27 protein-coding genes are annotated in these 23,992 nt (G+C 34.2%); 7 read left to right on the top strand and 20 right to left on the bottom strand.

Annotated features, from left to right (window positions below):
• Positions 1–63 precede the first annotated feature (63 nt).
• From coaE to IEW94_RS03465, 13 genes are all read right to left on the bottom strand, one after another.
• Positions 64–651, bottom strand: a complete 588-nt coding sequence (gene coaE, locus IEW94_RS03525; RefSeq protein WP_188650073.1) for a dephospho-CoA kinase — start codon at positions 649–651, stop codon at positions 64–66.
• On the bottom strand, positions 648–1,556 hold the full coding sequence (locus tag IEW94_RS03520; protein ID WP_229669438.1) for a CdaR family protein: 909 nt from the start codon (positions 1,554–1,556) through the stop codon (positions 648–650). Before IEW94_RS03520 ends, coaE begins: the two co-directional genes overlap by 4 nt.
• 56 nt (positions 1,557–1,612) lie before the next feature.
• Positions 1,613–2,617, bottom strand: a complete 1,005-nt coding sequence (locus IEW94_RS03515) for a glycosyltransferase family 2 protein (RefSeq protein WP_188650071.1) — start codon at positions 2,615–2,617, stop codon at positions 1,613–1,615.
• A 208-nt stretch (positions 2,618–2,825) separates the two neighbouring features.
• Positions 2,826–3,641 carry an enoyl-ACP reductase FabI gene (locus tag IEW94_RS03510; protein ID WP_188650069.1) on the bottom strand — a complete coding sequence of 272 codons (816 nt, stop codon included), beginning with the start codon at positions 3,639–3,641 and terminating at the stop codon, positions 2,826–2,828.
• A gap of 55 nt (positions 3,642–3,696) precedes the next feature.
• Positions 3,697–5,349: a DNA repair protein RecN gene (gene recN, locus IEW94_RS03505; RefSeq protein WP_188650067.1), complete on the bottom strand. Its 1,653-nt coding sequence runs from the start codon at positions 5,347–5,349 to the stop codon at positions 3,697–3,699.
• Positions 5,350–5,411: 62 nt separating this feature from the next.
• Positions 5,412–6,299 (bottom strand): type IX secretion system protein PorD, encoded by an 888-nt coding sequence (gene porD, locus IEW94_RS03500; RefSeq protein WP_188650065.1) that lies wholly within the window; start codon positions 6,297–6,299, stop codon positions 5,412–5,414.
• Entirely contained in the window at positions 6,292–7,503 is a 1,212-nt protein-coding gene (gene coaBC / locus IEW94_RS03495) for a bifunctional phosphopantothenoylcysteine decarboxylase/phosphopantothenate--cysteine ligase CoaBC (protein WP_188650062.1), read from the bottom strand. Before coaBC ends, porD begins: the two co-directional genes overlap by 8 nt.
• Before the next feature lie 7 nt (positions 7,504–7,510).
• Positions 7,511–7,840 (bottom strand): DNA-directed RNA polymerase subunit omega, encoded by a 330-nt coding sequence (locus IEW94_RS03490; protein WP_188651316.1) that lies wholly within the window; start codon positions 7,838–7,840, stop codon positions 7,511–7,513.
• A 5-nt stretch (positions 7,841–7,845) separates the two neighbouring features.
• A complete protein-coding gene (locus IEW94_RS03485) occupies positions 7,846–8,652 on the bottom strand; it encodes an outer membrane protein assembly factor BamD (protein ID WP_188650060.1) in 807 nt (268 codons plus the stop codon).
• Between the two features lie 108 nt (positions 8,653–8,760).
• Positions 8,761–9,684, bottom strand: coding sequence for an ion channel (locus tag IEW94_RS03480; protein WP_188650058.1), 924 nt, complete (start codon positions 9,682–9,684; stop codon positions 8,761–8,763).
• Between the two features lies 1 nt (position 9,685).
• Positions 9,686–10,564: a 4-hydroxy-tetrahydrodipicolinate synthase gene (gene dapA / locus IEW94_RS03475; protein ID WP_188650056.1), complete on the bottom strand. Its 879-nt coding sequence runs from the start codon at positions 10,562–10,564 to the stop codon at positions 9,686–9,688.
• Positions 10,554–11,084: a DUF6913 domain-containing protein gene (locus IEW94_RS03470; protein WP_188650054.1), complete on the bottom strand. Its 531-nt coding sequence runs from the start codon at positions 11,082–11,084 to the stop codon at positions 10,554–10,556. The genes dapA and IEW94_RS03470 overlap by 11 nt, the downstream gene beginning before the upstream one ends.
• Before the next feature lie 262 nt (positions 11,085–11,346).
• Positions 11,347–12,096, bottom strand: a complete 750-nt coding sequence (locus IEW94_RS03465) for a hypothetical protein (protein ID WP_188650052.1) — start codon at positions 12,094–12,096, stop codon at positions 11,347–11,349.
• Between the two features lie 177 nt (positions 12,097–12,273).
• On the opposite strand from IEW94_RS03465, the gene IEW94_RS03460 reads away from it, so the two are divergent.
• The gene (locus IEW94_RS03460) at positions 12,274–12,663 is read left to right on the top strand and encodes a DoxX family membrane protein (protein WP_188650050.1); all 390 of its coding nucleotides are present in this window, start codon (positions 12,274–12,276) and stop codon (positions 12,661–12,663) included.
• A 4-nt stretch (positions 12,664–12,667) separates the two neighbouring features.
• Here the strand turns inward: IEW94_RS03460 and IEW94_RS03455 are convergent, their stop codons facing one another.
• From IEW94_RS03455 to IEW94_RS03440, 4 genes are all read right to left on the bottom strand, one after another.
• Positions 12,668–13,372: a hypothetical protein gene (locus IEW94_RS03455; protein WP_188650047.1), complete on the bottom strand. Its 705-nt coding sequence runs from the start codon at positions 13,370–13,372 to the stop codon at positions 12,668–12,670.
• An 84-nt stretch (positions 13,373–13,456) separates the two neighbouring features.
• Positions 13,457–15,454, bottom strand: coding sequence for an NAD-dependent DNA ligase LigA (gene ligA, locus IEW94_RS03450; RefSeq protein WP_188650045.1), 1,998 nt, complete (start codon positions 15,452–15,454; stop codon positions 13,457–13,459).
• On the bottom strand, positions 15,451–16,320 hold the full coding sequence (gene prmC / locus IEW94_RS03445) for a peptide chain release factor N(5)-glutamine methyltransferase (RefSeq protein WP_188650043.1): 870 nt from the start codon (positions 16,318–16,320) through the stop codon (positions 15,451–15,453). Before prmC ends, ligA begins: the two co-directional genes overlap by 4 nt.
• Entirely contained in the window at positions 16,317–16,808 is a 492-nt protein-coding gene (locus IEW94_RS03440; RefSeq protein ID WP_188650041.1) for a GNAT family N-acetyltransferase, read from the bottom strand. The genes prmC and IEW94_RS03440 overlap by 4 nt, the downstream gene beginning before the upstream one ends.
• 22 nt (positions 16,809–16,830) lie before the next feature.
• Here IEW94_RS03440 and ribD point away from each other — a divergent pair, with 22 nt between their 5' ends.
• Genes ribD through IEW94_RS03425 form a run of 3 tightly spaced genes read left to right on the top strand, consistent with a single transcriptional unit; the run spans position 16,831 to position 19,047 of the window.
• The gene (ribD, locus tag IEW94_RS03435) at positions 16,831–17,829 is read left to right on the top strand and encodes a bifunctional diaminohydroxyphosphoribosylaminopyrimidine deaminase/5-amino-6-(5-phosphoribosylamino)uracil reductase RibD (protein ID WP_188650039.1); all 999 of its coding nucleotides are present in this window, start codon (positions 16,831–16,833) and stop codon (positions 17,827–17,829) included.
• A complete protein-coding gene (locus IEW94_RS03430; RefSeq protein WP_188650037.1) occupies positions 17,822–18,433 on the top strand; it encodes an HAD-IA family hydrolase in 612 nt (203 codons plus the stop codon). The genes ribD and IEW94_RS03430 overlap by 8 nt, the downstream gene beginning before the upstream one ends.
• A 5-nt stretch (positions 18,434–18,438) precedes the next feature.
• On the top strand, positions 18,439–19,047 hold the full coding sequence (locus tag IEW94_RS03425) for an IMPACT family protein (protein WP_188650035.1): 609 nt from the start codon (positions 18,439–18,441) through the stop codon (positions 19,045–19,047).
• A 1-nt stretch (position 19,048) separates the two neighbouring features.
• Here the strand turns inward: IEW94_RS03425 and IEW94_RS03420 are convergent, their stop codons facing one another.
• Positions 19,049–19,447, bottom strand: coding sequence for an acyl-CoA thioesterase (locus IEW94_RS03420; RefSeq protein ID WP_188650032.1), 399 nt, complete (start codon positions 19,445–19,447; stop codon positions 19,049–19,051).
• A gap of 183 nt (positions 19,448–19,630) precedes the next feature.
• Here IEW94_RS03420 and dnaA point away from each other — a divergent pair, with 183 nt between their 5' ends.
• The 3 genes from dnaA (at position 19,631) to IEW94_RS03405 (ending at position 22,300) form a co-directional block, all read left to right on the top strand.
• On the top strand, positions 19,631–21,058 hold the full coding sequence (gene dnaA, locus IEW94_RS03415) for a chromosomal replication initiator protein DnaA (RefSeq protein ID WP_188650030.1): 1,428 nt from the start codon (positions 19,631–19,633) through the stop codon (positions 21,056–21,058).
• 11 nt (positions 21,059–21,069) lie between these two features.
• The gene (locus tag IEW94_RS03410) at positions 21,070–21,522 is read left to right on the top strand and encodes a low molecular weight protein-tyrosine-phosphatase (protein ID WP_229669437.1); all 453 of its coding nucleotides are present in this window, start codon (positions 21,070–21,072) and stop codon (positions 21,520–21,522) included.
• 61 nt (positions 21,523–21,583) lie between these two features.
• Positions 21,584–22,300 carry an SAM-dependent methyltransferase gene (locus tag IEW94_RS03405; protein ID WP_188650028.1) on the top strand — a complete coding sequence of 239 codons (717 nt, stop codon included), beginning with the start codon at positions 21,584–21,586 and terminating at the stop codon, positions 22,298–22,300.
• An 8-nt stretch (positions 22,301–22,308) separates the two neighbouring features.
• Here IEW94_RS03405 and IEW94_RS03400 read toward each other — a convergent pair whose 3' ends face one another.
• Positions 22,309–22,971 carry a peptidoglycan-binding protein LysM gene (locus IEW94_RS03400; protein ID WP_188650026.1) on the bottom strand — a complete coding sequence of 221 codons (663 nt, stop codon included), beginning with the start codon at positions 22,969–22,971 and terminating at the stop codon, positions 22,309–22,311.
• Between the two features lie 110 nt (positions 22,972–23,081).
• The gene (locus tag IEW94_RS03395; RefSeq protein ID WP_229669436.1) at positions 23,082–23,984 is read right to left on the bottom strand and encodes a DUF2279 domain-containing protein; all 903 of its coding nucleotides are present in this window, start codon (positions 23,982–23,984) and stop codon (positions 23,082–23,084) included.
• Positions 23,985–23,992 lie beyond the last annotated feature (8 nt).

Raw genomic sequence — 23,992 nt, 5'->3', positions numbered from 1 at the left:
ATTTTAACATTTAGTGCTCTTGGGTTTTAACCTTACATTAACAAAAATGTTAAAATTTAAGGTTTATTGTTGATTATTAAGAATTTGCTGATGGATTTTAAGCACTTGCTGTTTGGTTTTTTCAAGCTCAGAGTTATCAATAACAAAATCAGACAACTTAATTTTTTGCTCATCACTCCATTGGTTTTTCATGATGGCTTCAATTTTTTCTACCGTTGTGTTATCACGTTTTAACAGGCGCTCAATTTTTAGTTCCTTAGGTGCCGTTACCGTTATTAGCACATCACATTGCTTATACGTGCCATTTTCAAATAAAATGGCCGCTTCCTTAATCACATAAGGCGCATGCTGTTTTAAAAGCCATTTTTTAAAATGCTTGGCCACCTGTGGATGAACAATGGCATTCATTTTATCAAGATAGTTTTTATCATGAAAAATAATATTGGCAATAAATTGCTTGTTCAAGTGTCCATCTGTATAAGCGTCCTTTCCAAATAACTCAATGAGTTTGCGTTTCAAGACTTTTGATGTCTGCATTAGTTTTTTGGCCTCATCATCGGCAATATACACAGGAATCCCCAAAGCATTAAATGCTTTTGCCACGGTTGTCTTACCGCTTCCTATGCCACCTGTGAGACCAACTATAATCATTCTTCAATAATAAATTCAATGTGCTGTTGATTAATCTTTGCTGTTTTAACCTTGTCGGTAATTTTGATAAGCTCTGGCAATAAAAAAGATTGATTATTTGAAACATGGTTGAAGTCACAAATAACCTTAAAGTCTTTAGCTGAAATATCACTATAGCTTTTTAAACTGGTATAGTAAACAACATTAATCTCTTTAGGAAAGTATTTTACCTTTATGTCTTTTGGAACATTGATAATGTTAATGGGCACCTTTAGGGTTCCTTCTGTAAAACGTTCTACTCGGCCTTTGATATTAACTTGGTTTTTTGAATATATAACACCTTTGTTGTCACTTGGCTTTTTTAATTGTACAAGTCTTGAAATATCCGAATTTACATTGTTCAGAACAATACTGTCAGTCTTCACAAGTTCAATTTTTGAAACCAAAGCCTTTGGTCCTATTACATCAATGGAATCTGGCTCAATCTTATACGGATTAATCATATCATATCCCGGTTTGAAATTGATTGCGACCTGACCAATAACGGGCACTGTTTTAACCAAATTAGTGTCATATTTAAAATGCAATTCATTCGGTGATACATTAATCAATGTCACTTGGCTACCAAAATATTCATCACTATGCGAAAAAACAGTTGCTTTGTCCCAGACAAAATAGCTCATTTTTTTCACAACATCCTTTTTAAAGTCTATTGTGAGTTCTGGATTAGAAATGTAGTATTTAAGCCAGTTAAATCCATACGCTTTTAGGGTAATATTTATAGTAGCGTTGGAATCTTTTAAAATCACATATTCTTGTGGGACATTGACCTTTTTTATCTTAAAAGGAATTGTATTTGTATATTCTTTTGACAGTTTTGAAAAAATCAAAATTATCAATGACATCAATAGAAATAAAAAAAACATGTTTATTTTTTTATTTCTGATACTGGTTAGAATCTGGGATTTTAATTTCTTTATCATTATAATTTAAAAAATAACTCCGGAAACAAGGTTTCTGGTTCATTTTTGGAATATTGCAACAATATCGTTGATTTTAAAAAACCGTAACCATATCCAAAAAACTGGACGCCAATAGCCAATATTGAGAGTAAAGCCACACTAACATTTTTAACACTCCACAAGGCTATCAAAAATGCCAGTATAAAATACAATATATATACCAATAATAACCAATGTATGCTGACAAAATACAAACATACAGCCAGCAAAAAACCCAAACAAAATACTGTGGGAAACCAATATGTGATTTTTTTGGTGGTAGGATGCCAATGATTTAAAATGGGCCTTACCATGCCAAACTTGTTGACTTGCTTATAAAATTTGCTCCAAGATATGCGGCGTTTGTGAAACACATAAGCTTCAGGTATTAATTTGGTTTTAAAGCCTAATTTCCAGAGCCGTATGGATAAATCAGGATCTTCACCCGGATGAATAGTTCCAAAACCATGAGATGCTTCAAAGGCCTTTTTGGAAATTCCCATATTAAAACTTCTAGGCTGAAATTGGTCAACACTATTTTTGTTTCCACGAATGCCACCTGTTGTAATGAATGATGTCATGGAAAAGTTTATGGCTTTCTGAAGATTTGAAAACGATTCATGTGCGGCATCTGGCCCGCCATAACAATCTACATACTCGAGTTTTAAGCTTTTGGAAACTTCCTGTAAATAATTTGAAGGCAAAATACAATCAGAATCCAAGATGATAAAATAATTGCCCTTGGCATGTTTCATTCCAAAATTTCTGGAATCGCCAGGACCAGAATTTTTTTTAAAGAAGTAGGAAATATTCAAAGAAGATTTAAACCCTTCAACCACGTCTTTTGATGGTATTGTTGAACCATCTTCAACAATAACGATTTCATAGTTTTCATCTGTTTTCATCTCAGTAAAGCTTTGCAAAAGCTCGTGTATTTCGTCTGGACGATTATAAACAGGGATAATAAATGAAAACTGTAATTGCATAACACAAATGTAAATAATACTACAATAAAAATGTCTTTAAAATCAACAAACTCGCTATTCTGAATTTTCATATGCTGAATTTATTTCAGTATTTCAGAATCTCAACAATAATCACTTTTTGGGATTTGAATCTGAAACAAGTTCAGATTGACGAAAACAAAAAAGCCACCGTTTTATGGGTGGCTATTTTTCTTACTTACGTAAAAATTTATTCCTTCATAAATGTCTCCATAACCGCATCACTGACTCCCATATTGCTAAAACCACCATCATTGTATAGGTTTTGCAAGGTCACACGTTTTGTTAGGTCACTAAATAGTGTAACAGTGTAATTGGCACAATCCATTGCTGTGGCATTACCAAGAGGCGACATTTTATCGGCGTAGGCAATAAATCCATCAAATCCTTTTACTCCACTTCCTGCTGTTGTAGGTGTTGGTGATTGCGAAATAGTGTTGACACGTACTTTTTTGTCTCTTCCAAAGAAATATCCAAAACTACGGGCAATACTTTCTAAATAGGCTTTATTATCGGCCATATCATTATAATCTGGAAAGACACGTTGCGCTGCCATATAGGTTAAGGCCACAATACTGCCCCATTCATTCATGGCATCTGCTTTATAAAGCGTTTGCATCACTTTATGAAAGGACATGGCAGACACATCTGTTCCTTTTTGTGTCCATTCATAATTTTGGTCTGTATAGTGTTTTCCTTTTCTAACGTTAATGGACATGCCAATAGAATGCAATACAAAATCAATTTTACCTCCAAGGATTTCCATGGATTTAGCAACTAAATTTTCTAAATCTTCAACAGAAGTAGCATCGGCAGGAATGATTTGTGATCCTGTTTTTTCTGCCAACTCGTTGATTTGCCCCATACGCATGGCTACCGGCGCGTTTGTTAATACAAATTGACCACCTTCTTCATGAACACGTTCTGCTGTTTTCCATGCAATTGAATTGGAGTCTAATGCTCCAAAGATGATTCCCTTCTTTCCTTTTAGTAAATTGTATGACATCCTTTTTAGTTTATATGTGATTCTTTTATTTGTAATTAGTGCTCAAAGATACTAATTAATTCAGTAATTCTTTTGCATGTGCAATGGCCGAAGATGACATTTCAACACCACCCAACATTTGGGCTATTTCCACAATCCGTTCATCATGGTTCAGTTTAACCAAATTGGTTCTGGTAACCTCATCCACATCTTCTTTAAACACTTTAAAATGCGTATGTCCCTTGGCTGCAATCTGCGGTAAATGGGTAATTGAAATAACTTGCATGGTTTTACTCATAGATAACATGATATCGCCCATTTTATTGGATATTTCGCCCGAAACACCTGAATCAATTTCGTCAAAAATAATGGTTGGCAATTGAATATAGTTTGAAAGCACCGACTTAATGGCCAACATAATCCTGGACAATTCTCCACCTGAAGCCGCTTTTTTCAATTCGTTGAATTGTCCGCCTTTATTAGCTGTAAATAAAAAGGAAAGTTCATCCTTACCATTGGCAAAAAAACCATCACCAAACAATACATCTATTTTAAATTGTGCATTTGGCATCCCTAAACTACCCAAAATGGTTTCTAGTTGCAACACCAATTTTGGAATGGCTTGCTTTCTGTTGTCATGAATGCTTTTCGAAATTGAATTAAGTTGTTTGGTCTTATTGTCAATATCATTGTTTTTTTGCTGAATGGCTGTATCCAGATTTTCTGTAACCGAAATTTTTTCTTCCAACTCATTTTTGATAGCAATCAATTCTGTAACATCATGCGCTGTATGCTTTTGTAATAGATTATTGATTTGCAACAATTTTGAATGCACTGCTTCCAATCTATTTGGGTTGGCTTCAAGCGTGTCTTGTAAAGCGTCTATTTCCCTAAAAACATCATCCATTTCAATGAGACTGCTTTCTATTCTATTGAATAAATCTTCATATCTTGACGAATAGCCTTTTAGCTTTTGGAAATTGCCTTTTAATGTGTTCAATAAAGACAATACACCTATTTGTTCATCATTCAACAATTGATAGGATTCGGAAAGCTTTTCTTGAATGGCTTCCACATTGCTCAACGTTTCATACTCTTCTTCAAGTTGCTCAAGTTCTCCCTCTACCAGTTGTGCTTCGGTCAGCTCCTGCAATAAAAACGAGTTATAATCATGTTCCTTAATGGCTTCGGCTTGAAAATTAAGCAGTTCCTTGAGCTCTTTTTTAAGTGTTTTATACTGTTTTAATTCCTGTTTATAATCTTGCAAAAGCGTTTCGTTTTTTGCCAAGGCATCAATAACCTCAAACTGAAAATCATCACTCACCAACTGAAGCGTTTGATGTTGCGAATGGACATCAATCAAGCGTTCACCTAAAACCTGAAGACTATTTAAATTAACGGGCGAGTCATTTACAAAAGCTCTTGATTTCCCAGAAGGTAAAATCTCACGTCGTATGATGGTCTGCGGTTCATAATCGAAATCCTCGGCTTTAAAAAGTCCTTCCAGATTATAATTTGACACATCAAAAACAGCTTCAATAATACACTTTTGATCGGTATCTTTTAAACTGCTTAAATCGGCACGCTTTCCCAAAATCAACGATAAACCACCCAATAGGATTGATTTTCCTGCTCCAGTTTCTCCCGTAATAATTGATAATCCGCTGTTAAAATTAACCTGAAGATTATCTATCAAGGCGTAATTCTGTATGGATAATGATGTTAACAATGTTTGGTAATGAGTTTAAAATTATAAAACTAAAGATAGGAGAGTTTTAATTTCAATGCAACTTAAAACTTAATATTTCGCCATTTACTTGCGTAGGTAGGTGCTACTTTTTGCAAGGTCTCTTTTACACTGGCTATATTCACACTGGGACCGTCACTGAACACTTGTTCTATCTCATCGGCTTTTGCATCAAAAAAAGTACGCAACAAAAACGAGTTGGGACGGCGACTGTTCATGGCTTCAAATTCTTTCAATGCTGAGGCAATGTTTTCCTTTCCTTGCTTAGGATTATCACTCATTACATCCAATCCATTTCTGTGATAGGTATACATAACATCCCGAAATTCCTTAAACGTTGGGGATAATACATTATCAATTAAAGCAAATCTGCTTTGCAGACCGTCCTCTACTTTCCAGCCTTTATAATTTTGTTGTTGTGAATAGTTTGCAATTATTTGAGCTTGTTTATAATAGGCATCTCCGCCATTTTTAGCAAATGAATCTGCATCTAAAGCTAATATCATATATACATGAAAGGCTAAAACCGATATTAGATTGGATTCAAATTGGGTTAGACTGAAATTCAAATTTTGAAATTCTAAATACCGAAACGTAAAATCTTTATCATTAAAGTTATAAAGCGGTGTGCTATAGGAAGATCCATAAACTGGTCTAGATGATTGTACCTGAATAGTGCCTTGAAATACTTCGCCACTATAATCATTAATGTTAATGACCATACTGCAATTAATCCGTTCTTGGGGCAAAAACGTTTTATTGGTCCATTTGGTGTTGTTAACAAATTCTGTTAACTGTTTTTGAAGCGTCTTAAAAATGGGCAGGTTTTCATCACCTGTTTGTTGGGCATTGACCACCACATTACAATTAAGTTCCTGTGAAAAACCAAAAAATCCAACAGACAGAAAAAGTATAAATAAGATATTACGCATGAATTTGTTTTATGATTTCATCCAATAAATCCTTGGCAACTTCGGCTTTGGTTTTTAATTGAAATTCGTTAACGCTTCCTTTATCGTCAATAAACGTGACTTTATTGGTGTCAGTTTTAAAACCGGCACCTGAATCATTTAACGAATTTAAAACAATTAAATTTAAATTCTTAGCTTTTAATTTAGCTTTTGAGTTTTCCAATTCATTATTAGTTTCTAAAGCAAACCCAACCAAAAACTGATGGGTTTTAATGGCGCCCAAAGATGCTAAAATATCTTTGGTTTTCTCTAATTCCAAAGTTAACGTATTATCAGCCTTTTTTATTTTTTGCAAAGCAACTTGCTTTGGTTTAAAGTCGGCCACAGCCGCTGAAAGAATGGCTACGTCTGCTGTTTCAAAATGTTGATGAACCGCATCATACATGTCTTGCGCGGATTCAACGGGAATAAACTTAATTAGACTATGGGAAACCGTTTGATGTGTTGGCCCTGATATCAAGACCACATTGGCGCCCAAACTAGCGGATACTTTTGCAATTTCAAAGCCCATTTTACCACTGGAATGATTCCCTATAAACCTTACAGGATCAATGGCTTCGTAGGTTGGCCCAGCTGTGATAAGTATTTTTTTTCCTTTAAGCGGTAGTTTGTCTAAAATATCATGCTCAATAAACGACACAATATCTTCAGGTTCGGCCATTCTTCCTTCGCCTACCAAACCACTTGCCAATTCTCCACTGGTTGCGGGAATCATAATGTTTCCAAAGCTCTTTAAAACACTAAAAGACCGCATTGTGCTGGGATGCTTGTACATGTCCAAATCCATTGCTGGTGCATAATAAACAGGACATTTTGCTGATAGGTAAGTTGCCAACAATAAATTATCACAAACGCCATTTGCCATTTTTGACAAGGTATTGGCTGTTGCCGGAGCAATTAAAAAGAAATCAGCCCAAAGACCCAAATCCACATGGCTGTTCCATACAGCATTATCATCCTCTTCAGAAGTAAAAGACGAATAGACTGGATTTTTGGATAGCGTTGATAAGGTTAAAGGCGTTACAAAGTCTTTTGAAGCAGGTGTCATGACAACTTTTACATTGGCACCAGCTTTGACAAAAAGCCTGACTAATGAAGCCGTTTTATAAGCGGCAATACCGGCACTGATGCCTAAAAGTATATTTTTGCCGCTTAATATTGACATGGCGAAATTATTCCTGAGAGTCTTCCTCAGTATTTCTGTAATAAATTTTGTCGGTTAGCCACTCTTGAACGGCTAATGCATGAGGTTTTGGTAATTTTTCGTAAAATTTAGATACCTCAATTTGCTCTTTGTTTTCAAAAATTTCCTCAAGACTGTCATTGTAAGTAGCAAACTCTTCTAACTTGTCAATCAATTCTTTTTTGATTTCTGAGTTAATTTGCTCAGCACGTTTAGAAATAATTGAAATGGCCTCATAGATATTTTCTGTCGGCTCATCAATTTGGTTTCTGTCATACGTTACGGTATTAACAGGAGCAGTGGTCTTTTTTAAATCTATCTTCATTATGTATTAGCTTTAGTGCTGTAATTTTTTAATTGTTCTTTTATGTTTACCAGCATATCATTTACCTGATCCATGTATTTTGAATCTGCAAATGATTTTATAAATGTTTCTGCATTTAACTCAGCAGCATGTAATCGTTTTTGTTTCTTGTACTCCACACTATTGATGGCCAATTTATAAGATGCATCTAATTTATAAAACAAGGCATCTTCACGCAATGTAGAACCCGGAAAGTCAAAAATAAAATTATCAAACGATTTTATAGACGCTTCGTAATCTGAGATTCTATCATATTGCTTCGCTATTTCAAAAGCCTTTTTTTCCAATTTATAATCCAATTCCTTAACAAGCTTGTTGGCTTCTGGAAGGTATTCTGACTCTGGGTATAAATTGATAAATTCCTGTAATTTTTCAATGGCCTTTTTGGTTTCGGTTTGATCCTTTGAGTATACCGGAGACAACATGTAATTACTTTTGGCCGCTAAAAAACTGGCTTCATCAACTTTTTCACTTTTAGGATAACTGGATGCAAATCGCTCAAACTGATAACCAGCCACATAATAATCCTTCATTTTATAGAATGTCTGTGAGTATAAGTACATCAATTTTTCTGCTTGCGGCTTACCTCTGTAATCCGGAACTATTTGGGCAAAAAGCTTATTGGCCTTTTCAAATTTACCACTATCGTACAGTTCTTGTCCTAACTTAAACTTAGTGGCGGTATCTTCAGATTTTAAGGCTTTTTGATACTCACTACATGAACTAAATAAGCCAAGTACTAATACTATGTATATAAATTTCTTCATAAATAAAAAACAGGACGCAAAATTAAGCTATTATTATGGAATTTAAAAATATAATTTTAACGCTAAAATAAACCTTGAGATATAGCTTTTATAGGGTTTAAGTTATATTTAACTTTTTAATGGTTCTATACTGTCAAAAAGCTTGTGGTCTAAAACCATTTTACCATCATCATTGTAATAATAGGCTTTTACAAATGTGTGATCCAAACAAATTTCATTAAGAAAATAAGAATGCATTTGATGGACTTCCTGATTAAAAGATTCATCATAATAACTTATCATGATTATTAATTCGCCATGCTGATTAATTAAATCTTCTTTAGAAAATTCAAACAAAGGGCTTTCCTTATCAATTTCATGTACAATTGTCCATGTGGTTGGCAAATAATTTATGGTATCCCTTTCTAAATCAAGCGCATAAAATTCATTAACATAATCACCATTAGAACTGACTTTTGAAAGCGCCAGCGTGACTGAAATTTTAGGATAAATCATGGTGCTTCTCCTGTTGTTGACAAGCCTGAACATGATGGCATTTTGATTATTAAATGCTCTTAAAACCAAATGTTTACTGAACCTGACAGATGCTTTGGGTTTAGAAAAACGACCATATAACAAACCTGTTATAAAAGCAAACAGCAATAACCCAGTAAATGCTTCAAATGAAGATACAATGCCACTTGCTATACCGTGCGGTGCCATAAACCCATAACCCAAAGTTGTAAATGTTTGGGTTGAAAAGAAAAAGGCATTCAAAAAATCATTTAAAATATCTCCTGTAGTTGGAATAATTTGTTCAATTCCAATAACTAGATAGATGACTGCAAAAACAGCATTGATAAGAAACCCTCCTAAAAAGGTCAATACAAAAAAATGAATCCAAGAAATATGTACTAAATAGTGATAGGCTTCTGAAAACCTGCGGGGCTTATTTAGATGCTCAAGATTAAAAGACCCATCTGAATTCATCATCCGTTTAGCATGCGCTGAAGATGAGTTTCCCAATCCAGGATCTTTTATCTTTTTTCCCAATTTAAAAGTTCGCTACGTAGTTTTTTATCTTTTCTTTTAGCTTATCTGAAGCTGGCACCAATGGCAACCTAACAGTATCTTGACATAAGTTTAAAGCTTCAAAAACCGCTTTGATTCCAGCTGGGTTGTTCTCCTCAAAAATGTAACCAATAACATCCATTAACTTAAAATGTATTTTGTAGGATTCTTTGTTTTCACCTTTCAAGCCTAATCTAATCATATTTGAAAACTCTTTTGGAAAAGCTTGTCCTATTACAGAAATCACACCAGCACCACCAGCCAAGACAATACCCAAAGCCAGGTCATCATCTCCTGAAATAATCAAGAAATCGTCTGGTTTGTCTTTTAGCAATTTTAAATATTGAGCCACATTGTTTCCGGCTTCTTTTACTCCTATGATATTTTTAAAATCATTTGCCAACCGCAAGGTAGTTTCGGGTTCCATGTTTTTAGACGTTCGCCCTGGAACGTTATACAAAATAACATCAATTGGGCAAGCTTCAGAAACCGCTTTGAAATGCTGATAAAGCCCTTCTTGGGAAGGCTTGCTGTAATATGGTGAAACGGATAAAATTGCATCAAAAATACTCAAATCAGTAGCGTTGATTTCTTCAATAACCTGTGCAGTATTGTTTCCTCCAATACCCAAAACCATGGGTACTCTTCCTTTGTTTGCTTTAGCAATGGTAGCTATAATATCCTTTTTTTCTTGCCTCGTTATTGTCACACTTTCACCTGTTGTACCACTTACAACAAGATAATCCACTCCATTATTTACATTGAAATTTACAATGTTTGCCAAAGCATCATGGTCCACACTTAAGTCTGTTTTAAAAGGCGTTACCAATGCGACTCCTGTTCCTAGGAATTTACTGTTCATTTTTAATTTTATTTAGTATAGTTAAGTATTTAATGAGTTCATCCTTAAATACGTTGAATTCTGATATATTTGATTTTATAATTAAATCATTTAAACGCTCATCGATCTGTAAAATACCGATTTTAAACTTGGCTTTTGATAAGGCCGTTAACAATTTCAACTCTAATTGATCCTTTGCATAATAACTTATCAAGGCGTCAAATTTAGTGTCTAAAAAAGATTGCAATTCTACATCCTTGATTGTGCCTCTCCAACCAAAATCTTTTGGGTCAAAACACATATCCCATGAATTATGGTCTTCTTTTTTGCCATTAGAAAACGCAATGACTTTAAGATTTTTTGGACGAATATTTAAGTCTGAAGCCAGAGACCTGAACAGCTCAAAATCATCAATTTCATCAATATGCATAATAACACCAAGACTTTCAATTTTGCTGTTGTTGACATCAACATTGCGGATTGATACGAGTTTGTTTAGGCGCTTTATATTAGATTTTTCCTTAAAACCCTTTAAAATCATTTACTTTTTACTTTCCGCAAAGGTAACAAAAGTACTTTCAAATTATTTATTTTATACAAGAGCTTTACAGATTTGGCTTTTTTGTTATAATTTTTTCTTTTTGGATTGAAAATTGAAGAAATCTCATGATTTAAAAATATAAGAAAAGAAACTTTCTGACCCTTTTTTATTAAAGTGGGCCAAAAATTTAAGGATTAATTAAACCTATATATGTGCTTTTAGCTAGGAGAAAAAATAAATATTACTGGCTATAAAAATGGATTTAGACCAAAACGTTTTCTGATCCTCTTATAACTTCCCTGATTTCTTGTTTTTTAAACAATTTATTATAAGCAACTATATAGTTAAACAAGAAAAACAATCCTACAACATGCAGTATTCTTTCCAACATTAAAAAGCTCCAGTTATAAACATAATAATGGTTTACATAATCCAATAAATCAGAACATGCAAAACTAAAAGCCATCAGAAGAAAAACAATGGACATTTTGCTCTCAGAATTTAAATACACACCAAAAGAGATAAAAAGCAAAATAATCAAAGAGACACTTTTTAATCCAAAAATAAAAACCTCAGCACCATCTGGCACGATAACCCTTAAAATACTGCAAGTAGTATACAAAAAGTACAGATTAATAAGAAAAACCACTATTAAATAGTATGCAATTATCTTATTGAACTCCATAATCCTAAATTTTTGGGACACAAAAATGATTAGGCATAGGTAACTTAAAAAATACAAAACATTTGAAGCATTTAAAAACATATCATTGGCAAAGAACAATGATGCTGAATCTCCAAAAAAGAAATATATCAAACACAAAACAAATGGAATTTTAATGCTGTTTCTTTTAATGAAAAAGAACAGTAAAAAGCTGGGGACAAACAACATCTTTGTAGATTGCAAAAACAAGGCATTCTCACTGACAGCGCCTATTACATTTACTCCAACTAAGAGAAGCAAAACTCCAACAAAAACTTTATTAAAGCTTACATTTAAAAGACTTTTCATGACACATATTCATAAGTAGGTTGATCAAATTTAATAAAAAAAATGTTTTACTCGATATACTTATTGTTTTTATCGATGAAATGCATTCGATTACATTTTTTAAAAAATTTGAAATAGAGTTAAGAAATGTTAATTGGCTTTATTCGACCAAATAGCGACAAACTAAACACAAATATTATGAAAAAACATTTTCCTTTGGTTTTAAGAATAGTAGTAGCTTTCATATTGCTTCAAACGCTACGGTTTAAATTTACTGGACATCCAGACAGCGTATACATTTTTACAAAGGCAGGACTGGAGCCTGTTGGACGAATAGGAATAGGGATATTGGAACTTATTGCAAGTATCTTGTTGCTCATTCCAAAAACAATTTGGGCCGGTGCGTTATTAACTTTAGGCATTATTGGAGGCGCCATCTTTATGCACCTCACCCTTATTGGAATTGAAGTAAATCATGATGGGGGCACTTTATTTATTACCGCATGGGTAACATTTATACTATCTGCAATTATACTTTACTTGCACAGAAAAAGCATTCCGTTTTTTAGACGTGTTTTTAATTCTTAGGCAGTCAGCCAACAAATTGATTGACTTCCTCATTACTCAATTTAGTTTGCTTACAAAAGAAATAAAATGCCAATATGGTTAATGTTGTTGAAATGAAATTAAGCAGGTTTTGTTGTGCCACATACATGTAAGCAACGCCAATAACTTCAGAAAAAACTATTGATAAAGACCCTAAAAACATAAACAAGGACTTCTTGTTATCTTTATAGAAATAAGCTAATAATGATGCTGACAATAACAGCAACATGCTAACATTATAAATTATTTCCACAAAATATTCATTTGTCATGGAAACATAAGGATTTACAATGACTTGCAACACATAGGCTATATAAACATTTAAACCTATCAAGACAATTAAATGCAACTTAAAGTTTTTGATGATTTCCAAAAAAGAAAGTGATTTTAATACTTTAACCAACAGTGTTAAATAGGCTAGAATGTAAAGTCCATTTCCTATATAATAATACAATTCATAGGGAATATGGTCAACAATCAAAACCATAAGATCTGAAATAGAATACGCCAATAAAAAAACAATGAAAAGTACTTGTTTTTTATGATCACCTATAAAATAAGTAATAGTAATAAGCGGAAGAATAAGCGCATCAAAAACTGTAGCCAAATAATGATGGTTACTAAACTGAGAGACAATAAATGCCAAATAAACCAATAAGATGATTCCTACCAATACTTTCGACTTATTCATGAACATGAATTAATAGTTATTGGACAAATATAATAAAAAAATGTAATTAAACGATAAATAATTGCTTTTTGTCGATATATTTTTTTATTTTTTTATTTTTTGTAAGAATTCATACTCATTTATGATGGAGATTTTTAACTGTTCTGCCTTCTGTTTTTTACTAGGCCCCATATTATCGCCAGCTACAATAAAACTTGTTTTTGATGAAATGGAACTGCTTACTTTTCCGCCATTATCTTCTATAAGTTTTTTGAGTTCATCTCTTGAAACAGTCTCAAACACACCAGAAATCACTATAGATTCTCCTTTAAGGATATCTGTTTGCCCTTTAAGCTGCTCTTCAGAAATCTCCAACTGAACCCCAAAATATCTCAATCGATTGATGATTTTCATGTTTTCTTCTGAACCAAAAAACTCATGGACACTTTCGGCTATTTTAATGCCTATTTCATCCACATTGACCAAATCGTCTACAGTTGCATTGACAATAGCGTCAATATTTTTATAATGCTTTGCTAACTTTTTGGCTACGGTTTCACCAACGTAACGTATTCCTAATGCATATAAAACTCGCTCAAAAGGAATTTGTTTGGATAGTTCAATTCCCTTTATCAAATTATCAGCACTCTTATCTGCCATGCGTTCCAAAGGAACAACTTGCTCCTTGGTCAATTCATATAAATCTGAATAATTGCCAATAAGACCTGCATTGACCAATAAAGTTACTGTTTCGCCGCCAAGGCCTTCAATATCCATAGCCTTACGTGAAATATAGTGCTGGATGCGTCCAATGATTTGAGGTTTACATCCATTGTAGTTCGGACAATAATGCTGTGCCTCCCCTTCTTGCCTCACCAATTCTGTATGGCATTCCGGACAATGGGTGATGTATTCTGTGGGCAGAGAATCTACGGGACGCTTTGTTAAATCTACAGCTATGATCTTAGGGATGATTTCGCCGCCTTTCTCAACAAATACCTCATCACCTATGCGAATATCCAATTTTTCAATTTGATCGGCATTGTGTAATGAAGCTCGCTTTACAGTTGTTCCAGCTAACTCAACGGGTTCAAGATTGGCCACGGGTGTAATGGCACCCGTTCTGCCAACTTGATATGAAATGCTATTAAGCCGGGTTGAAACTTGCTCTGCCTTAAACTTATACGCAATAGCCCATCGTGGTGATTTGGCAGTATATCCCAGTTCTTCTTGTTGCTGCAAACTGTTCACTTTTACAACTACACCATCTGTCTCAAATGGTAACTCATGCCGGTGCAGGCCCCAATGGTTAATATAGTCAAAAACACCTTCCAAGGAATTGACCAATTTTGCGGCACTTGGCACTTTAAAGCCCCAAGCTCTGGCTTTTTCCAAACTTTCAAACTGCGTATCCACTCCAAGGTTAGTACCTATTAAATTATAGAGCAAACAATCCAACGGGCGTTTGGCCACTTCGGTACTGTCCTGCAGTTTCAAGCTACCTGATGCTGTATTTCTGGGATTTCGGTATGGTTCCTCCCCTATCTCAATCCGCTCTTCGTTCATTTTATTAAATCCTTCAAAAGGCAAGACAATTTCACCCCTGATATCAAATTTTGGTGGAAAATCGCCCTTTAGTTTCAAAGGAACCGATTTGATGGTTTTTACGTTGGCGGTAACATTATCACCTTGAAACCCATCTCCTCTGGTCAATGCCCTAACCATCAAGCCATTTTCATAAGTTATACTAATGGATGCACCATCATATTTCAGTTCGCAGGTATATTGAACATCCCCTTCAATAATTTTTTTAATGCGGGCCTCCCAATCTTTTAAATCGTCTTTTGAATATGAATTATCCAAGGAATACATGCGATATTCATGTGGAATGGTTTCAAAATTTTTGGTTATTTCTCCTCCCACTCGCTGTGTAGGCGAATTGGCATCGAAAAACTCTGGGTGTTTGGTTTCCAGTTCCTGAAGTTCTTTAAGTTTTACATCAAACTCAAAATCCGAAATAGTTGGGTTATCAAGCACGTAATAGTTGTAATTATGCTGATTTAGTTCCTCTCTAAGTTTTTGTATTTGCTCTTGAACTGTCATGTGGTTTTTGTTCCTTTAATCATTCTATCCTTTTTGAAAACATCTTGTTTTAATTCAATATCTGAAAAATGATATTCGTATAATAACTGTGTCATTGGGGTTCCAAGATACTCATTGATTTCAAAATATAAATTACCGTTTTGGGATAATTTATCAACAGCATATTGCACTATGGCTTTATAAAATACAAGTGGATCATCGTCTTCAACAAACAATGCTAAATGTGGTTCATACATCAAAACATTATCCTTCATTTGTGATTTTTCCTGTTTTCGAACGTAAGGCGGATTGGAAACAATAATGTCAAATTCCAATTCCTTAAATGCTAAATCCCAAGTTTTTGGGTTGAGTATATCGGCTTGGATAAATTCAATTTCAACATGATTTAATTCAGCATTTTGTTTAGCAACACAAATGGCATCTTCACTAACATCTAACGCATAAACTTTGGCTTGGGGCAACTTTTTTGCCAAGGAAACTGCTATACAGCCACTCCCCGTTCCAATATCCAAAACGCGAAGCTGTTTGTTGCTATTTCCATGACAATTGATTATCCAATCTATCAATTCCTCAGTTTCTGGCCTTGGTATTAACACACTCGGACTTACTTTAAATGATAATCCGAAAAATTCTGTTTCTCCTAATATATATTGTATAGGGATATGTTTTTTTAAAGAATCTAACGCTTTTAGAATTGAGATTTGCTCTTCCTTTGCGAAAGACAATTCTGGCTTTATGGCAAGATCCAACCGCTTCACCCCCAAATATGATTGCAGGAGCATATAAAAGAAATTATCAATCTCTTCTCTGTCATATAATCCATATAACTCATTTCGGAATAATTCCCTTGTGTCTTTTAGCTTCATAAATCTTTAATCATCCAAACTCCACATGAAAAATGACCCGTATTACCTAATGCGCCATCTAAATGCTTAAAACCAAAGGATTCGTAAATATGAATGGCCGCTTTAAGCTGTGAAGCCGATTCTAAGTAACATTGCTTGTAACCCAAACCCTTTGCGGTTTCAATGCATTTTTCAAATAGTAGTTTGCCGTACCCTTTTCCTCTGATTTTAGGCGAAAAATACATTTTCTGGATTTCACACACATCCCCTTCAAAATCCTTAAGCGGTTTAACGCCTCCGCCACCTAGCACTTCCCCATTAACATCAATCACATAATAAACCTCATTGTTATTTTGATAGGACTCATACATGCGGGGTGTTTCCTCATCTTCATAGGCCGTGCCTTTTAATGGGATTTTAAATTCATGAAAGCAGGCTCTTATTACTTGTTCTATCTGAGCATTGTCTTGAGGTTGAATTTCTCTTACAGCGATATTGTTTATCCCCATTTTTTAATCTTATTTTTGTGCTGTGAATATACATGAAAAATACATAAACAGATGTATACAAATTGCCAAAAATGGATTGGGAACCACACGCCCCAACCCTATGGTAGGATGTGTTATTGTTCATAATAATAGTATTATAGGAGAAGGATTTACCAGTAAATATGGCGGCAACCATGCCGAAGTCAATGCCATTCAGTCTGTTAAAAACAAATCGCTTTTAAAACAAGCAACATTGTATGTTACACTTGAACCTTGCAGCCATTATGGAAAAACACCACCGTGTAGTGATTTAATTATTGCCAATAAAATACCAAAAGTTGTTATTGGTTGTATTGATGACAATAAATTAGTTGCCGGCAAAGGTATTGAAAAACTTATCAATGCTGGGTGCCATGTTACTGTTGGGGTTTTAGAGGAAGCCTGCAAAACACACCATAAACGGTTTTTTACGTTTCACAACAAAAAACGACCCTACATTATTTTAAAATGGGCAGAAACCAAGGATGGATTTATAGCTCCAATAGCCAAAAACGAACAAAAACCGGTTTGGATAACCAATGAATACTCAAGGCAATTAGTACACAAATGGCGTGCCGAGGAGCAAGCTATTTTGGTGGGAGCCAATACGGTTTTACAGGACAATCCCAGCTTAACAGTAAGGGATTGGAGTGGAGAAAACCCTGTCAGAATTGTAATTGATAGAGACCAAAATATATCAAAATCCTACGATATATACAATTCTGAAGCTGAAACAATAACTAAAAACGATATAGACTTTACAAAACAACGCGCTTCTCAAATTTGTGCTATTTTGTTTAAGAATGAAATAACATCGGTTATTATTGAAGGTGGCGCCAAAACACTTCAAGATTTTATTGATGAAAATCTATGGGACGAAGCTAGGGTTTTTACAGGAAATAAGCTGTTTAAACAAGGCGTGAATGCACCAAGTTTTTCAGGACGATTGGATCATGAAATCTGTATTAATGAGGATGTTTTAAAAATATACTACAATGATTAAAAATTTGGTTTTTGATTTTGGAAACGTATTTCTAAATATTGATATTGATGGCGCTATACAAAACACTCTCAATGTCTTAAAACTTAAGGAGTTTCCTGAAGACATGATTGCCGTTAACAGCCTATATGAACAGGGGTTGATTGCAACCAATGAATTTATTGATTTTTATGCTGATAATTTCAATCATCTTTCAAAGGAAAACATTATTGATACCTGGAATTTTATGCTGAAGGATTTTCCTCCGCACCGTCTGGATTTTTTGAAAAATCTTAAAAAATCGTCTCAATACAAACTCTTCTTGTTGAGCAATACCAATGAGCTCCATATAGATTGGGTAAAGAAACACATAGCTTTTTATGAAGATTTTAAAAATTGCTTTCATGAATTTTATCTGTCCCATGAAATCAAATTAAGAAAACCAAATGACGATGTTTTTAAGTTTGTTTTGAATGAAAACAACATACAACCAGAAAACACACTATTTATTGATGACAACTCAGATAACACCAATGCGGCGAAAAAGTCAGGTTATCAAGTATGGAACATAAATCCTGAAAATGAAGATGTTACGACACTTTTTAATACAAAAAAGGACTTATTTTAAACCTATTGATTGAAAAGGACACATATAAAACCATTGATAAACCTTCCGAGGAAGTCCTGTTCAAAGACAAAAACAGTAGATTTTTTGGCTATGCCTTTCCGGTTTCAAACGAAGACGATGTTAAAACCCATTTAGCAGAACTAAAAAAAACGCATCATGCCGCTCGGCACTGGTGTTATGCCTACCAATTAGGGACTGAAGACATGCAATTTAGGGCCAATGATGATGGCGAACCCAATAACTCGGCAGGCATGCCCATTTACGGGCAAATACAATCCTTCGAGGTTACCAATATTTTAATTGTTGTGGTACGCTATTTTGGAGGTGTAAAGTTGGGCGTTGGTGGATTAATTAACGCCTATAAAACGGCCGCTCAATTGGCTTTAGAGCACACAACCATTATAGAAAAAACCATCAATAATAAATACCGCATCTCATTTGATTACAAAAATATGAACAAGGTCATGCGTATTATTAAGGAAAAAAACTTAAACATTATTGACCAAAAAATGGAATTGGATTGTGAAATAATAATTTCCGTTAGAAAAAAAGAGGCCAATATGGTTTTTGAAATCTTTAATAATGTATTTGAAATTAATATAGAATCAATATAAATTAAGCATCAATCACATCCAAAATATACTTTGGTGCTCTCATAGGCCTATTGGTTTTCATATCAATAAAGGCTAAAACAACAGTTGCGGTTGTAATAATTTGACCCATTTCATCCGTGATTTCATAGTCAAATTCTATCTTAGCAGAAGGCCTATTTTTTAGTTGAGTTTTTACATTAATTACATCATCATAATGGGCTGGCTTTTTAAAGTTTAGCGTCATGGAAATCACAGGAAGCATAATGCCCTCTTCTTCCATTTTTTTATAGGACACTCCCATTTTTCGCAACCACTCAATTCTACCCATTTCTAGATATAGAGCATAATTCCCGTGATGCACTACGCCCATCTGGTCAGTTTCACCATACCTCACTCTTATTTGAATTTCATCGAATTTCATAGACCTATTTAAATATTTTTTCGTAGATTCGGCTACGGATTAAACATGCGAAAATTTTTCTTAAAATTCAATAGGAAATGATTTTTTTTTTAAGAATTTTGTTCACATATTTGTCAAGCAAAAGGGGGATGAGAATTAGCTTCTCTGTTATTCAACTAACTAACAAACCATAAATTTAAATTAATGAGTATAACTGCGGAATCGGTATGGAATAATTGTCTTGAATTTATAAAAGATAATATTCAACCGCAAGCCTATAAAACTTGGTTTGAACCCATCAAAGCAGTTAAACTTGCTGATAGCGCTCTTAGCATTCAAGTACCCAGCAAATTCTTCTACGAATGGCTTGAAGAACATTACGTAAAAATACTTAAAGTATCACTTACAAAAGAATTAGGAGAAAACGCCAAACTGGTATACATTATAAAAATGGAAAATACCTATGGCAACAAACAACCCTTTACTGAAAGGATTCCAAGTTCTAACAGATCATCTGTTAAAGCGCAAGATGTTGATATTCCTTTAAACAATAAAAATCCAGAATTACGTAATCCATTTGTAATTCCAGGTATTAGAAACGTAAAAATTGAATCTCAGCTAAACCCAAACTATAGTTTTGAAAATTTCCTTGAGGGCGATTCAAATCGTTTAGCTCGTAGCGCAGGACTTGCTGTAGCAAACAAACCTGGAGGAACATCATTCAATCCGTTATTGATTTTTGGAGGTGTTGGTCTAGGAAAAACCCATTTGGCTCACGCTATTGGTGTTGACATCAAAGATAAATATCCTGAGAAAACCGTTTTATACATTTCTGCTGAAAAGTTTACACAGCAATATATAGACTCCGTTAAGAAAAATAATAGAAACGACTTTATTCATTTCTATCAAATTATCGACGTTCTTATTATTGATGATGTTCAGTTTTTATCTGGAAAATCTGGAACCCAAGACGTATTTTTCCATATTTTCAACCATTTACATCAAAATGGCAAACAGGTTATCCTAACCAGTGACAAAGCACCTGTGGATATGCAGGATATCGAGCAACGCTTGTTATCCCGTTTTAAATGGGGACTTTCAGCTGAACTGCAAAATCCAGATTTTGAAACCAGAGTCTCTATCTTAAAAAACAAATTGTATCGTGATGGTGTTGAAATGCCCGATGATATCATTGAATTTGTTGCGAAAAATATCAAAACAAATGTACGTGAATTAGAAGGCGCCATTATTTCTTTAATCGCACAGTCCTCATTCAATAAAAAAGAGATAACTATTGATCTTGCCAGACAAATTGTTGAAAAATTTGTAAAAAATACCAAGCGGGAAGTTTCTATAGATTATATACAAAAAGTGGTGTCGGATTATTTCCAAATGGATATTGATACCCTCCAGTCTAAAACCAGAAAGCGCCATATTGTTCAAGCCAGGCAACTAGCCATGTTTTTTGCAAAAAAATTCACAAAAGCATCATTGGCAAGCATTGGTTCTCAAATTGGCAAAAGAGATCATGCCACTGTACTTCATGCCTGCAAAACTGTAGACAACTTATCTTCAACTGATAAACAATTCAGAAAATATGTTGAGGATATCAGTAAAAAGCTATCTGTATAAACCAATACCAAATGACTAAAATTTTAATGGTTTGCCTGGGGAATATTTGCCGTTCTCCTTTGGCAGAAGGCATTTTAAAATCCAAACTACCAAAAGAACATTTCATAATTGACTCTGCCGGGACAGCCAACTACCATGTTGGAAGCTCTCCTGACAGGCGGTCTGTAGCAGTGGCCAAAAAGTACGGTATAGATATTTCAAGCCTAAAAGGCAGACAATTTTGCTCAAAGGATTTTGATGATTTTGATTTCATTTATGTTATGGATGAATCCAATTACAAGCATGTTATATCATTGGCAAGATCTGAAGAAGACAAAGAAAAGGTAGCGTTGATTTTAAACGAAGTATATCCAAACCAAAACTATGATGTCCCAGATCCCTATTACGGTGGCGAACATGGTTTTGAAAACGTTTTTAAAATGCTTGATGAAGCTTGTTCCATTATTGCTGATAAATTGTCTTAGCATTTTTTACTGCTAAAAATTTAGTATTTTTAATTCTTAATTTTCAACAGAAATAGCGTTTATGGATTCTGAAAAAGGAAATCTTTACCTTATACCAACTACTTTAGGAGACAACGAGCCTTTGGAAGTATTACCAATATCTGTTAAAAAAACCATTGAGCAGGTAAATTTTTACATTGTAGAAAACGAAAAGACAGCCAGACGATTTATAAAAAAAGTAAGTTCCGGGAAATCACAATCCGCATTACAGCTTTTCCCTTTAAACAAATTTACCCACACAAGCATACTTCCTGAATATCTAGAACCTTGCTTAAATGGCACCCATGTGGGATTATTATCTGATGCCGGATGCCCCGGTATTGCAGATCCTGGCGCTGATATTGTTAGATTAGCTCATCAAAAAGGCATTAAGGTAGTGCCTCTTGTTGGCCCTTCATCTATTTTAATGGCCATGATGAGTTCTGGAATGAACGGACAAAGCTTTACGTTCAATGGCTATTTACCTATTGACAAAAACGAACGCAAAAATGAGATTAAACGCTTGGAACGTTTGTCATTTGAGCAAAACCAATCCCAAATTTTTATTGAAACACCCTATAGAAACAATAAAATGCTGGAAGAATTAAGCAACACCTTAGCAGCAAATACGCTTATATGTGTGGCATGTGACATTACATTGTCTACCGAGTTTATAAAAACCAAAACGGCCAGTGAATGGAAAAAAAATATTGTAGACCTACATAAGAGACCTACAATATTTATAATCCATAAAATATAATTATTGTTTTAAACAGAGGTTGCCTTGGCTTTCTGATTTGGCTTTAAGAAAGAGGTGTCATAACCAGAGAATTTTTTCATGTAGTACTCAATGGTTGTTCCGTAAGCATCAGCAAAATTATCTACACCATAACTCCTTAAATAGTGTTTCACACTACCTGGACCAGCCAAATGGGCAGCTGCTAAAATACCAGACTCTGTAATGGTTATTCCATTTATTTTCTTACCCACAAAACGTTTGATATCGCGTCTTAAAATCCACTTGTTACGTTCTGCATTGGCAATAAAAGCTTTTTCCTGAAGTTCTGGGTTGTTTAGAAATTCTTCAAAATCATGTATTCCCAATAATCTTAGCGTTCCTTTTCCAAATTGATATTTACCCAAATAACCTAAACTATTAATGGTAAAATAATCTCCTCTTGATTCTTTAAACGCCAAAGCCTCCTTAAATCCTACAAAAGATTTCCCTAAATACGGTGAATATGCTTTGTTTGAGTTCAATAATGCTAGGTCTCTATCGTTAGATCCTGCATCTTGGCTTACTGTATAGTTCAATACTAAGCCAGCTGTTGAATATTTACTTGAATCTATCGTTTTGTCAGATGAAAACGATGCGTACAATAAAATACATATTGTAAGTACTACTAAATAACTTGCAATATTTTTTTTCATAAGCTTTAAATTTCTTCGGTATATTTTACAAAAAATATGCCTGAAAATTTGAGCGTGCAAAATTACACATTTTTTTAATTAATTCAAAATTACTCGTTTATGTGCTATTTTTAATAGTAGAACAGATGAAAAACACATCTGTTTTTACTAAATTCTAGGGCGGGAAAAGGAACTTTTATAACATTAAAAACACTAAAAACTGACTTCAAAATATGCGACTCTGTTTTAATATTATTCAAATTTACATCAAAACTTAAATAGAACTGCCTATGCCTGTCATAATTTGTTAACAACTGATTGTCAATATCTTTAGTGCCGCTCAACATCCCGTCAGCCCCATAACCAAAGGCAATGTTTAGCCATTTTGGAATTTTACTTTGTTTAAAGAACGCATGAAGGTTAGCACTCAACCAATACGTTTGCCCGTTATAATCCTTCAATAACTGTTCCGTAAAGTTTTGTCCTAGCTTATCCGGACTCTGCAAGGCATATCTGGTTTGATGAAACGAGAACTTTAAAGCAATTCGTTGTTCATTCCATAGCAATTCTTGACCAATATACAACCCAGTGCCAGTTCCGTTTGCCAGAATGTCACCCCAAGAAAAGCCCCATTCTTTTGAAAATCCATCGAAAATTTCAACCGTTGTTAAAAATGCAAATCCTAATGTGGCACCATAAATCAATTGGTCCTTTTTGCTAACGCCGCTCCAATTTAAAACATCAGCTCCTACTCTTCCCAATTGATAAGATGAAAAAACGTGTCCAAACTTATCCATCTGCAGCCACTCATTATTATCGTTTATAGTGTGAAACTGAGACTTTTCATAATCAGCATACCACAATTGGTTCAATCCAATAAGGGTCAATCCAGCTAACGAGGTCTCCGATATAACAACAGCATTTCTCCTAGAAGTGTTTAAGGAATCACTTGGTTTTAAAAAAGAATTGAGTTTAGATTGTGAAAAGGCAAGGTTTGATATTAAAATTAAAAGCAAACCATATTTGAGCCTCACTAACAAAT

The sequence above is a fragment of the Yeosuana aromativorans genome (assembly GCF_014646655.1).
Classification (GTDB): Bacteria; Bacteroidota; Bacteroidia; order Flavobacteriales; family Flavobacteriaceae; genus Yeosuana; species Yeosuana aromativorans.
This window is presented reverse-complemented; position numbering and strand designations above follow the sequence as displayed.

What these genes read in the sequence shown, in the direction of transcription:
- coaE (WP_188650073.1), bottom strand. Translation starts at nt 651, where the DNA reads ATGATTATAGTTGGTCTCACAGGTGGCATAGGAAGCGGTAAGACAACC.
- IEW94_RS03520 (WP_229669438.1), bottom strand. Translation starts at nt 1,556, where the DNA reads ATGTTTTTTTTATTTCTATTGATGTCATTGATAATTTTGATTTTTTCA.
- IEW94_RS03515 (WP_188650071.1), bottom strand. Translation starts at nt 2,617, where the DNA reads ATGCAATTACAGTTTTCATTTATTATCCCTGTTTATAATCGTCCAGAC.
- IEW94_RS03510 (WP_188650069.1), bottom strand. Translation starts at nt 3,641, where the DNA reads ATGTCATACAATTTACTAAAAGGAAAGAAGGGAATCATCTTTGGAGCA.
- porD (WP_188650065.1), bottom strand. Translation starts at nt 6,299, where the DNA reads ATGCGTAATATCTTATTTATACTTTTTCTGTCTGTTGGATTTTTTGGT.
- coaBC (WP_188650062.1), bottom strand. Translation starts at nt 7,503, where the DNA reads ATGTCAATATTAAGCGGCAAAAATATACTTTTAGGCATCAGTGCCGGT.
- IEW94_RS03485 (WP_188650060.1), bottom strand. Translation starts at nt 8,652, where the DNA reads ATGAAGAAATTTATATACATAGTATTAGTACTTGGCTTATTTAGTTCA.
- dapA (WP_188650056.1), bottom strand. Translation starts at nt 10,564, where the DNA reads ATGAACAGTAAATTCCTAGGAACAGGAGTCGCATTGGTAACGCCTTTT.
- IEW94_RS03470 (WP_188650054.1), bottom strand. Translation starts at nt 11,084, where the DNA reads ATGATTTTAAAGGGTTTTAAGGAAAAATCTAATATAAAGCGCCTAAAC.
- IEW94_RS03465 (WP_188650052.1), bottom strand. Translation starts at nt 12,096, where the DNA reads ATGAAAAGTCTTTTAAATGTAAGCTTTAATAAAGTTTTTGTTGGAGTT.
- IEW94_RS03460 (WP_188650050.1), top strand. Translation starts at nt 12,274, where the DNA reads ATGAAAAAACATTTTCCTTTGGTTTTAAGAATAGTAGTAGCTTTCATA.
- IEW94_RS03455 (WP_188650047.1), bottom strand. Translation starts at nt 13,372, where the DNA reads ATGAATAAGTCGAAAGTATTGGTAGGAATCATCTTATTGGTTTATTTG.
- ligA (WP_188650045.1), bottom strand. Translation starts at nt 15,454, where the DNA reads ATGACAGTTCAAGAGCAAATACAAAAACTTAGAGAGGAACTAAATCAG.
- prmC (WP_188650043.1), bottom strand. Translation starts at nt 16,320, where the DNA reads ATGAAGCTAAAAGACACAAGGGAATTATTCCGAAATGAGTTATATGGA.
- IEW94_RS03440 (WP_188650041.1), bottom strand. Translation starts at nt 16,808, where the DNA reads ATGGGGATAAACAATATCGCTGTAAGAGAAATTCAACCTCAAGACAAT.
- IEW94_RS03430 (WP_188650037.1), top strand. Translation starts at nt 17,822, where the DNA reads ATGATTAAAAATTTGGTTTTTGATTTTGGAAACGTATTTCTAAATATT.
- IEW94_RS03420 (WP_188650032.1), bottom strand. Translation starts at nt 19,447, where the DNA reads ATGAAATTCGATGAAATTCAAATAAGAGTGAGGTATGGTGAAACTGAC.
- dnaA (WP_188650030.1), top strand. Translation starts at nt 19,631, where the DNA reads ATGAGTATAACTGCGGAATCGGTATGGAATAATTGTCTTGAATTTATA.
- IEW94_RS03410 (WP_229669437.1), top strand. Translation starts at nt 21,070, where the DNA reads ATGACTAAAATTTTAATGGTTTGCCTGGGGAATATTTGCCGTTCTCCT.
- IEW94_RS03405 (WP_188650028.1), top strand. Translation starts at nt 21,584, where the DNA reads ATGGATTCTGAAAAAGGAAATCTTTACCTTATACCAACTACTTTAGGA.
- IEW94_RS03400 (WP_188650026.1), bottom strand. Translation starts at nt 22,971, where the DNA reads ATGAAAAAAAATATTGCAAGTTATTTAGTAGTACTTACAATATGTATT.